Below are 12,366 nucleotides of genomic sequence, written 5' to 3' on the forward strand. Positions count from 1 at the left end.
TTGATGCGCTTTCAATGAAGTAGCAGCAGATGCGCGCTACTTAATGATCCGCAGCGGCTGACTCAAGAATATGGTTGCCTATTTGACGCGTTGTGGATTTCGCGGAGAAGGTCAGACCAGGCCTGGATCAAATCGACTTTTCCCAACGGCGCGAACTGGTTCAGACCCTGATCAAGCGCGCTGCAATCACCTTGCTTACTGGTCCGAGCCAAATTTTCTGTTGATTCATTTCTCAGCTCACGGCGTTGTGTACGTCCACGGTCTAATACGACCATGGAACATCCGGGCTATTTCAGTTATATGGCCTGTTCGCGAAAAATTTTTGGGGTTGTTCCGGTGAAACTCTTGAAGACCGTCGTAAGATGAGCTTGGTCACCGAATCCTAAACAGGCGCTGATTTCCTTGATAGACATCTGGCTGTGCGCGAGCAATTTCTTTGCGCGTGCAACACGACGATCCATAACGAAGCGATGTGGCGTCAATCCGGTGCTGAGCTTAAACATCCTGCTGAAGTGGTACTCGCTGAAGCCAGCGACGGCGGCCAGATCCTTGAGACCAAGCTCTTCGTCGATGTTTTTCTCTATAAACTCTATCACGCGGCGAAGTCGCCATGCGGGTAGGCCTTCTTTGCCACTCGGCATCTTAAGTGGGTGAGATGAATAGCAGGTGATCAGTCTTGCTGCTAGCGCGATGGCCAAGGATTCCCCGTATAGCCGCCCAGACGGGAATCCACTCCGGCATTCCGCAAGGATGGCAAGTCCAATTTGTCGGATCTGTGCATCCTGCACGTAGCTGGAACGTATCAACTCGAATCTTGATGGAAGACCGCGCAGTTCTCCAAGCACTCGCTGGAATGTCAATTCCGAGGGCATTAGAAATAGCACATTCAACGGCTCAGTCCAACTAGCTCCCGTCAACGAGCCAAGAGGATCAATGTGGATCACGTCCTCTACTAAGCCTGTCTCATAGCGACTTTGTGCACCGAGCCGTTGAACTGTGACCTGGTGATCTACAAGAGGTTGTACGATTGTTGTGCGCCCGATATAGCAGTCTGTCATTTCGGCCGGAGCGACACGGTCAAGTTCGGCAGACAACGCGTCGTCCCACGGCGCATCGTGGCTCGATACTTTAATATCAACACTACCGATAAAAGGGCGCAGTACACCAGACGGTGTGTTGCTTACCAGCACTCGCGTTTGAACAGGATTGGATTGCGACATCGACTAGCGCGTGAGACGAAAACAGAGCTCGTTAAACGTAATACGAGAATAGTAGCATGAAGAAAGTAATGCTCCTGCGGCCTTTTTGATCTTTGAGAAGGCTTCTCCAATCGCCGTCGGTGATTTTCCGAGGTCCCCACCCCGGGTTTTCTGTGGTACGGCCTAATACCAATCCCAACCCTTAACGTGACATGACATCGCGTCTTTTTCTGGAGGCGCCGAGCCGCCTGGCTGCGTTGCACTCGTCGTCAATAGCCCGCTATTGACTCCTCGTGCTGTTGTGGTCAAAGACATATCGCCGGTGTGAGAACTTCACAGCATAAAGATTCGCCGGAGCGTGACGCTGATACGCATTTTTTAGCACGATAAAACAAGCATTAGCAGCAATCTGCAAGAGATAAGTCGGGTCAATATGTACTCTATCCGTTAAGCCATACGGCGTACTACAAGGAAAATATGGAGACGAAAATTGCCTGCAGGGGCGAAGCGCTGCAGTTGGAAGCGAGTTTCTTGGAAATTCTATCTGACACTTACCGCCATTAGCGCGAACATGAAACACATTTCAAGCCCGAGTACTTTCTTCGCACTCGCGTGTTTCTCCAACGACGGGAGCAGCGAGACCACCGATAACGGTAGGCGCCTGCACAGAGTCGGGACGCGATAGATCCGACTTCGATAAGGTGCATTTCCGAGTCATCACGCAAAGCGATAAGACATCACAGCATTTCAGGTCGGAGAAAAACTCTTCGGAAAAGCCGCTGTGTCACAAGCATTATCTTCCTGCATGTTTGAAGAAAGTGTTCGCACGAATCGACGGATGGCTTTCCGAGTTGGGTTTGATGCCAGAGTAGTAGATGTAGCAAGTCTGGAAGGTAGCAGATACGACCTTCCCATAGTTCCTGCCGTAGGCCACTTAACCATAATGATATACAGAGACACAATGAACACTACTCGTATAGTGGCCCATGTATCCAGCCGCCGAGCTAGGATGACATATCCCCATCTCCGCCTATTCCTGCGCCGCGATATAGATCATCACTGCAGGTGATGACAATTATACGGGCCAGCACGTTGTTCAATGATTTGTCCCTGCCTATGATGTGCCGAAAAAAGGGCAACTAGAAATCCGCGGTCGAAAGGAACGCATCACTGAAACGTGAGCGCTTCAGTCCGCGTGCACATCATGGGAGCAATCGTCTCATGCGATTTTACGCGGCGTGCGGTGTAGATAAAGAACAGGAATCCGCTGGGACGCTGTGAGCGAGAAAAACTTTCGGTTGCTTTCCGACGTAGAGGCCGCAATCGCCAACCGAAATCCAATTCAACAACGAGAAGGAGACAGAAGTGCCGAATCCAAGAGCCATTCCTCAAACCATGCGAGGGGCACCAAAAAAGCCGGTTGCAATAGCCGTTGCCTTCCTGATGGCGAGCCTAACCGCTCCAACCTGCGCCATGGTCATTGAGACCGACACGCCGAGTTTGAAAGTGACTTGGGATAGTACTGTGAAATACAGCACTGCATTTCGAGTTAAGTCCCAAGATCCTGCGCTTCTGAGCAACCCCAATGCGGATGATGGAGACCGAAATTTCGGTAAGGGCTTGATCAGCAATCGGGTCGACCTCTTCAGTGAGCTCGACCTCCAGTACAACAACTTTGGTGCACGGCTCAGTGGGGCTGCATGGTACGACGATGTCTATAACCGTACCAATGACAATCCTGGCTTTGCCGGAGGAGCATTTCCAAACCATCGCTCGCGAACCTTCAATGAGTTTACTCAGGCGACGCGGGACCTGCATGGACGAAAGGCGGAGCTGCTAGATGCCTTTGTGTTCAGTAAGTTCGATCTTGGCGAGTCACGCGCACTTGTCCGTCTTGGCCAGCATGCGATGGTCTGGGGAGAAAGCTTGTTTTTCGGCAGCAACGCAATTGCCGGTGGTATGGCGCCGGTCGATGTCACTAAACTGGTTTCTGTGCCAGGCACGCAGTTCAAGGAAGCGATTCGCCCGGTACCCCAAGTGTCAGGACAAGTGCAACTGACGCCGGATGTGACGTTAGGGGCTTTCTATCAGTTCCGTTTTGAACCGAACCGGTTGCCAGCGGTGGGCAGCTACTACTCCCAGATCGACACTAACGTCGTCGGTGGCGAAAACATCTTGCTCGGGCCCGCAGGCGTGGCTCCCCGACAATTCGATATGGAACCGAAGGATTCTGGTCAGGGTGGCCTGCAACTGCGCTTTCGCCATGCAGAGACTGATTATGGACTGTACGCGATCCGGTTCCATAACAAGTCGCACCAGTTGATCACGAACCTGATAAATATCACGCCGGGACGAGCACCGACATTACTGCCAGGCAGCTACTACATCGGGTATCAGCAAGGAATCACCGCTTTGGGTGCCAGTGCGAGTCGTACCTTTGGTCCGGCCAACGTTGCCGTGGAGGCTTCGGTCAGACGCAACCAGGATCTGGCCAGCGCAGGCCATGCCACTGACGTCAGCGCGGCGTTTGGTGCGCCGGCGACGAACCTGAGCGACCGTCCCGGCTACGCAGTGGGGAGAACAGCCCACGTGAACGTGTCGCTTCTCTGGAGCCTGGATCCGACCGCGTTCTTCAGCGAGGCAATCGTGGCGGCGGAACTTGCATGGAATCGTGCTTTGAGCTGCCAGAAGAATTGCACGGTGTTCGACGTCGTGACCCGCCAGGGCGCGATTGATAACAATGCGACGCGTGATGCCGTTGCTCTGCGCGTCCTGTTCGAGCCGAAATACCGGCAAGCGCTCCCCGGTCTCGATATCAGCGTTCCGATTGGTTTGGGATATGCGCCCAAGGGATCACGCTCCATGGCCCTCGGGTCCGGTGCCTTGCCGGCCGACGGTAGTGGAGATATCAGCGTGGGTATTAATGGCAACTATCTGGATGACTGGCAGTTCAGCCTGGCGTACACCAGGTATTTCGGCTCTGCCAGACCTTTCCTCGATACCAATAATTCGTTCAGTTATGGGCAAAGCCTGAGAGACAGGGATTTTGTGGCGCTCTCCCTTCGCCGTACATTCTAAATGTCTAATTCTTTGGAGATATCATGATTCATAGGAACACCTACTGGAAGGCAGCTCTTGCGGCAGCTGGTCTTGCTTCCGCCTGCGGCGCATTGGCGGCAGTGCCTGCAAGCGAAGCAGAGCAACTAAAGACCACGTTGACACCGCTTGGCGGCGAAAAGGCAGGCAACAAAGACGGCACCATTCCTGCATGGAGCGGTGGCCATACGACATCTGTCCCTGGCTACAAGGCGGGTGGCAAACGCGGCGACCCGTTTGCCTCGGACAAGCCCTTGTACAGTATCAGCGCAAAGAATCTGGACCAATATGCGGACAAGCTGACCGATGGAACCAAGGCTCTGTTCAAAAAGTACCCCGATACGTTCCGTATCGATGTGTACCCCACGCGGCGTTCAGCTGCTGCACCGCAATGGGTGTATGACAACACATTCAAGAACGCGATGCGCGCCAAGATCGTAGACGGTCCTTCCGGCGCGATTCCTGAAGGTGCCTACGGCGGGATTCCGTTCCCGATTCCAAAGACCGGCGTGGAAGTGTTGTGGAACCATTTGCTGAGGTGGCGTGGCGAAGCCATGTATTACGACATGCTCGGAGTCCTGGGCACGGCAGACGGGAAAAAAGTTGTGACGGTGGACGGACGTGCCGACCAGCAAATGCCTTACTACTTCAAAGATGGCTCGCCGGAGAAATTCAACGGCGACTATTGGACCCTGCGTTTGATCAATAACGGCCCGCCGGTGCGTGCAGGCGAGGGTATAGTCGCGCGCTTCAACCTGAATGGCGACGAACAGACGTGGGTTTACCTCACGGGCCAACGCCGCGTGCGGAAATTGCCCAATGCATGCTGCGATACCCCTACACCGGCAACAGCCGGTGTTATGAGCGTGGATGACATTGAGATGTTCGCCGGGCCAAACGGACGGTTCGACTGGAAGCTTATAGGCAAAAAGGAGATGATCGTCCCCTATAACAGCAACAAACTGATGGCTCCGGAAAAAACTGGTGATGTGATCGGCTCCCATCATGTCAATCCCGATGTAATGCGCTGGGAACTGCACCGCATCTGGGTGATCGAGGCCGATCTCAAGGCAGGAAAGCGACATCAGGCGCCAAAGAGCAGGTACTACGTCGACGAGGACACTTGGAACATCGTCTTGGCCGACAGATGGGACGCCAAGGGACAGCTCTGGAAAACCATGTGGATGGCCTCTACCGTGATGCCGGATCTGCCCGCCACCGCTTCGACTACGTTCGGCTTCTATGACCTCATTTCCGGCACGTCGTATACCAACGTGCTCGCGAATGAAAAACCCGTTCAGTTCAAGGTCATGCCGCGTTATTCCGATTCGGTATTTACGCCTGATGGCTTGATCAGCGAAGGGGTCAGATAAGCCGCCGCCCGACGCGCCGCAGCGACAGCAAGTGCTGCGGCATGGAATTTTCAAGACGATGAATATGATGAAAATAAACATGGTGGTGTTCCTTGTGACGCTGCTTAGTACGTGGGGACGCATTGCCACAGCGGCAGACAATGGGGTGACACCTTTGATCGATCCGCTGCAACGCCCAGCGCAGATTTCGGCGCAGGCGCAACGAGCGGTGATGCTCGCTGCGGTTCATGCCGGCGATCACCTTGTCGCGGCAGGCGAAAGGGGAATTATTCTCTGGTCCGCCGATAACGGCGCAAGCTGGACGCAAGCCGTCGTTCCGGTATCGGTCACCCTGACTGCATTGTCATTTCCCACGGCCGAGCACGGTTGGGCCGTTGGACACGGCGGCGTCGTACTGCACACTAAAAATGGTGGCCGCAGCTGGGAGCGACAGCTTGACGGCCGTGCGCTCGCACAAATTGAACTGGACTCCGCACGTAGAAAGGGTGATGAAAACCGGATAAAAATGGCGCAACAGTTGGTTGGCCACGGGCCGGACAAGCCTCTATTGGGAGTCCATTTTTGGGACGAGCGCCGCGGATTTGCGATAGGAGCTTACGGATTGATCGTTGGTACCGAGGACGGCGGGGCGAGCTGGCAGTCCTGGATCGATCGCGTCGACAATCCGCGCGGCTTGCATTTGAACGCCCTCTATGCGACCCGCTCGGAAGTATATCTGGCCGGCGAGCAGGGAATTATCCTGCGCTCCAGCGACGGTGCCAAGACGTTCAGGCAGATTTCCTCCCCATACAAGGGAAGCTGGTTCGTCCTCGCCGGCCATGATGGCTATCTGCTGGTAGGTGGATTGCGAGGAAACGCCTTCCGGAGCCCGGATGGTGGCGCCACATGGGAGGCGCTGCAGGCCTCCGCTCCCGTCACCTTAACCAGTGCCGTATTAACGAAAGATGGAAAGATCCTGATTGGCAACCTCGCGGGGATGCTGATGCAAATCTCTGGCAACGGTCTTCGCCTGGCGTCAATTCCCTCGCCAATAGGGCAGCCAATTACCGCCATGGTGCAAGCAAAGAACGGAAGCTTGCTCGCCGCAACATTCACAGGCTTGAAAAGCCTGGTTCACTCCGACGCCACGGGCGTCGCCTCTGGTCGTTAAAAAACTATGCATTCTCCTGATCGCTCCACAGCCAATCACGCCGGTGCCCTCGACGATTTCGATCGACACTCCGGGTCCCTGCTGGAACGCGCGCTCTTTAATCACCGGTTGGTGGTCCTTCTGATCTGTGCAGTACTCACCGCGTTCTTCGGATGGCACGCGACTCGGCTCAAGCTCAACGCCAGCTTTGAGAAGATGATTCCAACTGCGCATCCCTACATCGCGAATTACTTGACGTACCGAAGTGAACTCAGCGGTCTTGGCAATGCCGTGCGGCTGGCAGTGGTATCGAAGAGCGGTTCCATTTACGACGCAAAGTACCTCGACAGACTACAGAGGCTCAACGATGACGTATTCCTGCTTCCCGGCGTAGACCGCGCGTTCATGAAGTCATTGTGGACGCCATCCACGCGATGGGTAGGGGTGACAGAAGACGGATTGGAAGGCGGGCCGGTCATTCCCGAAGACTATGACGGTTCTCGGGGGACCATCGAGCGTCTGCAGCGCAACGTCGAGCGCTCGAATGAGATCGGCCAGCTCGTGGCACGGGACCAGAAGTCAAGCATCATCTATATCCCTTTGCTTAGTACCACTTCTGACGGAAAACCACTGGACTACTCCGCTTTGTCGGCGGAACTGGAACTCCTGCGCACCAAGTACAGCGACGACGTCACTGATATTCATATTACGGGATTTGCAAAGATGGTTGGCGACCTCATCGACGGTCTGCAGCAGATCCTCGCATTCTTTGGCGTTGCATTGGTAATCACCACCGCGATGTTGTATGGATATACACGGTGTGTAAGAAGCACGGTTCTTGTGGTGCTTTGTTCGCTGGTCGCTGTTGTGTGGCAACTTGGGCTGCTGCCGCTATTGGGATACGAACTCGACCCGTACTCTGTGCTTGTGCCGTTTCTCATTTTCGCTATTGGAATGAGTCATGGAGCCCAGAAGATGAATGGCATCATGCAGGACATCGGCCGCGGCATGCATCGCGTCGTCGCTGCGCGTTTTACATTCCGCCGCTTGTTCCTTGCCGGCCTCATGGCCCTGATCTGCGACGCCGTTGGCTTCGCCGTACTAACCATCATCAGCATCAAAGTAATTCAGGATCTCGCGCTGATTGCCAGCATCGGTGTCGCCGTATTGATTTTTACCAACCTGATTCTCTTGCCGATCCTGCTGAGCTACCTCGGTGTGAGCAAGGTTGCCGCGGTCCGAAGCTTGCGAGAAGAGCGGGATGAAGATGCAGGCCTGCAGCAACCCTTGCTGTGGCACGTGTTGAACCTCTTTACGCAGCGTCGCTGGGCAACTGTTGCCGTGCTGGTGAGTGCCGTCCTTGCAGTAGCAGGATTTGCAATCAGCCTGCATCTGAAAATCGGTGACCTTGATCCTGGCGCACCGGAATTGCAGCCCAACAGCCGTTATAACCGGGATGCGGCTTACCTCACCGAACACTATGGCGCCAGTAGCGACGTACTGGCAGTGATGGTGAAAACCCCCGATCAAGGATGTTCCAACGTCGATACCCTGATGCGTGTCGATCAACTCGAATGGGAGCTCGGACAGATTCCGGGAGTGGAGGCGACTAATACCCTTGCTCGCCTGAATCGAGCGGTAAGCATCGGTCTCAATGAAGGAAATCCGAAATGGTATGACCTGATCAACAGCCAAAACATGGCGAACACGATTACTGCCGGAGCCCCTCGCGGCCTTTACAACGAGACCTGCAGTCTGCTTACAGTGTATGCATACTTGAGCGACCACAAGGCGGACACGTTGGCGCGTGTGGTGGAAGCGGTGGAAAAATATGCCGCCGTATACGACACCAAGGAGGTGAAGTTCCTTCTGGCAGCAGGCAATGGCGGTATCGAGGCCGCAACGAATATCGTCGTTAAAAAGGCGAATAGAGACATGCTTTACTGGGTCTACGGTGCAGTGATCTTGCTGTGTCTTTTAACATTCCGGTCGTGGCGCGCGACGGTCTGTGCTGTCATTCCCCTTGTTGTGACGTCGATACTCTGCGAAGCATTGATGGTAGCGCTGGGAATCGGCGTGAAAGTGGCGACCTTGCCCGTTATCGCTCTCGGCGTGGGCATCGGGATCGACTATGCGCTTTACGTGATGAGCATTCTCCTGGCAAGGATGCGCGCCGGAGATTCGCTGTCTGACGCCTACCGTGTGGCGCTGCGCTTCACAGGAAAGGTAGTGCTTCTGACCGGTATCACGCTGGCAGTTGGCGTGGCGACCTGGTCACTCTCGCCGATCAAGTTTCAGGCAGACATGGGGATCCTCCTCGCCTTTATGTTCCTTTGGAATATGGTCGGAGCGCTGGTCTTGCTGCCTGCACTCGCATACTTTCTGCTGGACGGGAAAAAGGATAATTCGCGCATCGCACCTGACGTGGTGCGGGTCGAGGAAAGCGACAGGGCACAGAGCATGCCAACTGCCAATCTGATGTAACTCATACATGTTACGGCAACGTCGGAACCATTTTTTGAGACCGACGCCAGCTACGACATGGACGATTAAGTCCCGGTAAAAAGGAGGAGACGTGATTGCTACATTTGACCGGCTGAGAATTGCCACGCGCCTGCGGCTAGGCCTTGCTGTCATGGTTTTGATGCTCGTTCTGGTATCGCTCCTTGGCATAGCGCGGATGGCCGAAAATCAGAAGCGAATGGAGGAAATCACGCAGGTTAACGGTGCCAAGTCAAAGCTGGCAATCGACATGCGCGATTCCGTATACGAACGAATGGTTTCATTAAGAAATATTGCGCTGGTCAGCTCGATGGCCGAAATGCAGCCAGAAATGGAACGGATCAAAGCGCAAGAGGAAATTTATCGAGCAGCACAACAGCGCCTTTCGGAGGCTCTGCGGAATCGGAACGGGACCGATACTCAGGAAAGCGCCATGCTCAAGAGAATTCAAGCGGTGGAAGCGCAAGCGCTGCCATTGATCACGAAAGCCGCAGAACTCGCCATGGCGTCGCAGGCCGACCAGTTCTATTCCTTGCTCATGACGGATCTACTTCCCGTGCAGACCCAATGGATGGCAACGCTGGGCGACCTCGTCCTGCTCGAAGATCGATTGAGTGACCAGGCAACATCGGACGCCAAAGCTGCGTATGAGAGCGCCCGGATATTCATGGTGCTCATGGGCGTCGCGTCGATTCTGGTCGCGGTGGTCGTGTCTGTTGTGTTATCCCGGAGCATGGTACGGCAACTCGGCGGCGAGCTGAGCTATGCAATGTCAATCGCGGAAAGAATCGCAGCTGGGGACCTGTCAATTGAGGTCAATACAGCGTCCAACGACCGCTCGAGCCTTTTAGCCGCGATGAAAGCGATGCGCGACAGTCTTGTTCAGATTATCAGTAATGTGCGTCAGAACGCTAACACCATTCTGATCGAATCGGGTGAAATCGCTGCGGGCAACATTGATCTTTCCGCTCGAACCGAAGATCAGGCTCGCGCGCTGCAGGAGACATCATCCTTGATGCATGATCTGACCCGCGCGGTCGCACATAACGCGGAGAATGCTGGCCTTGCCAACCAGATGGTCAGTGCTGCTGCCAGGTCCGCAATACAGGGCGGGCAAGTGGTTGCGGAAGTGGTGACGACCATGGCCGCCATCAACGAAGCCGCAAAAAGAATCAGCGACATTGTCGGGGTTATCGACGGTATCGCGTTTCAGACAAACATTTTGGCATTGAACGCTGCTGTGGAGGCCGCGCGCGCTGGAGAGCAGGGTCGGGGATTTGCCGTCGTGGCTTCCGAAGTGCGCGCACTGGCTCAACGCTCGGCCAGCGCAGCGCGGGAAATCAAGGAGTTGATTGGCGACTCGGTGTGGAAAATGGGTCTCGGCGCGCAGCTCGCCGACCAAGCTGGGGCAACCATGGAGCAAGTCGTTGTGGGAGTCAGGCGGGCCGCTGACCTTATGACTGACATTAGCGCAGCAAGCAAGGCGCAAAGCAGTGACATCGCCCATGTCAGCGATGCCGTTTCGAAGATGGAACACATGACGCAGCAAAACGCTGCGCTGGTGGAACAAGCAGCGGGCGCAGCAGAAAGCCTGAAGGAAAAGGCGGTCGGGCTTGCGCATTCGGTCAGTGTGTTTAGAACCGGCCATGAAAAGGACGCCGTGAATCCGGTCCAGTCCGGTTTCGCTGCAGAGGCAGACTTCGAAAATGTTGGAGCGGTAAAGCAGGTGCACTATCTCGCTATCCAACCGCGAGGCAAGCATTCACAAAAGGCGCCGGCACGGTCCGAAAACGCCAGGCGCATCGCGCGATCTTGATCCGTATCGTTCCGGAATAGCCTGTCGAGGCGCACCAGCCTATCCATTTTTCTAGCCGCTGACAGCGCGACGGACAGCTTGTATCACATCAGAAGTCCAAACAAAGCTCGGGAGACAAGGATGAAGTTGCTTTCTTATGAGATACGCATCTTCCCATTGCATATGGTCCCCGGTCGGGATCGACCGGCTGCCGGCTGTTTCTCAAGGCTTAACCACGCTGCACTCGCGGCGCGGTTTCAGTATTAAAGCGTGCACTTGCCTGAATAATGCGCTCCTTGAGCCACTGATGCGTAGGCAGTGTATTGCTGCGGCGATGCCAGCTCATATAGACGACGACCTCCGGGATTGCGATGGGCAGCGGTTGTGTGCCGATCGATCCCCTGCTGGCAGGTGCAGTGGCAAAGCGCGCTGGAAGTGCCGCAATCAGGTCAGTATCGCTGAGTATCTTTGTCACCACCGAGAACTGGTTGACCGAAAGGGAGATGTTGCGCTGTTGGCCAAGATTCGCCAGTGTCTCGTCGATGATGTTCGGTACCTCCTCGTCTCCGGACTCATTGATCGCAATTTGCGGCGCACGGCAGAATGTTTCCAATGAAATCGTCGATTGAAGCAGAGGATGTCCTTGTCTCGCAGCAATGACAAACGAATCAGACCAAAGCGGCATGGTCTGGACCACCGTGGTGCGCGGTGGTTCGATACTGATCGCAAAGTCTACTTCGCCCCGCATCAAGCGCGGGGCCGCGAGTACGGGGTCATGCGGAACAAAGAAGAGTTTGATATGTGGTGCGGCCGCTTGCACGCTGCTGTACAAGGTAGGAGCCAGGAGCGCCACCGTAATGTCAGCCATCGCGATTCTGAACGTTTGAACGGCGTTCGCGGCATCAAAAAACTGGGGCTGCACTGAACTGCGCAGTTCCTGGAGAGCACGATGAACGGAGGGCCATATCGCAATTGCGCGAGGCGTGGGATTGACCCCGCGCGCGGCTTTTACAAACAGCTGATCCTGGAACTGGAGGCGCAGGCGGTTCAATGCATTGCTCACAGCTGACTGCGTCATTTCCAGGCGTTCCGCTGCGCGTGTCACGTGCCGTTCGGTCATGACCACATCGAACACGTTCAGCAGGTTTAGATCAACATTTCCTCGTGCGTGGGGTGGTAATGAGGGCGACTGGTCGCGCTTGTCCTGCCTGGTCACCATGCTCGTCTCCGTAATCATTTAAGGTGATGACAATTATACAGTTAAGTAAATTG

7 protein-coding genes are annotated in these 12,366 nt (G+C 55.1%); 5 read left to right on the forward strand and 2 right to left on the reverse strand.

Features of this window, described 5'->3' with window-relative positions; translation table 11 throughout:
* Positions 1–296: 296 nt before the first annotated feature.
* Complete coding sequence (locus tag D3871_RS19445; protein ID WP_119770716.1) at positions 297–1,220, reverse strand: helix-turn-helix domain-containing protein; 924 nt, start codon at positions 1,218–1,220, stop codon at positions 297–299.
* Between the two features lie 1,344 nt (positions 1,221–2,564).
* Here D3871_RS19445 and D3871_RS19450 point away from each other — a divergent pair.
* From D3871_RS19450 to D3871_RS31400, 5 genes are all read left to right on the forward strand, one after another.
* A complete protein-coding gene (locus D3871_RS19450) occupies positions 2,565–4,277 on the forward strand; it encodes a DUF1302 domain-containing protein (RefSeq protein WP_233575727.1) in 1,713 nt (570 codons plus the stop codon).
* 23 nt (positions 4,278–4,300) lie between these two features.
* The gene (locus D3871_RS19455; RefSeq protein WP_119770718.1) at positions 4,301–5,668 is read left to right on the forward strand and encodes a DUF1329 domain-containing protein; all 1,368 of its coding nucleotides are present in this window, start codon (positions 4,301–4,303) and stop codon (positions 5,666–5,668) included.
* Positions 5,669–5,732: 64 nt separating this feature from the next.
* The gene (locus tag D3871_RS19460; RefSeq protein ID WP_158597987.1) at positions 5,733–6,818 is read left to right on the forward strand and encodes a WD40/YVTN/BNR-like repeat-containing protein; all 1,086 of its coding nucleotides are present in this window, start codon (positions 5,733–5,735) and stop codon (positions 6,816–6,818) included.
* Positions 6,819–6,824: 6 nt separating this feature from the next.
* Positions 6,825–9,281: an efflux RND transporter permease subunit gene (locus D3871_RS19465; RefSeq protein ID WP_119770720.1), complete on the forward strand. Its 2,457-nt coding sequence runs from the start codon at positions 6,825–6,827 to the stop codon at positions 9,279–9,281.
* Between the two features lie 91 nt (positions 9,282–9,372).
* The gene (locus tag D3871_RS31400) at positions 9,373–11,115 is read left to right on the forward strand and encodes a methyl-accepting chemotaxis protein (RefSeq protein WP_119770721.1); all 1,743 of its coding nucleotides are present in this window, start codon (positions 9,373–9,375) and stop codon (positions 11,113–11,115) included.
* A 208-nt stretch (positions 11,116–11,323) separates the two neighbouring features.
* Here D3871_RS31400 and D3871_RS19475 read toward each other — a convergent pair whose 3' ends face one another.
* Positions 11,324–12,310, reverse strand: coding sequence for a LysR family transcriptional regulator (locus D3871_RS19475; protein WP_158597988.1), 987 nt, complete (start codon positions 12,308–12,310; stop codon positions 11,324–11,326).
* Between the last annotated feature and the right edge of the window lie 56 nt (positions 12,311–12,366).

The organism is Noviherbaspirillum saxi, assembly GCF_003591035.1.
GTDB classification, from domain to species: Bacteria; Pseudomonadota; Gammaproteobacteria; order Burkholderiales; family Burkholderiaceae_D; genus Noviherbaspirillum; species Noviherbaspirillum saxi.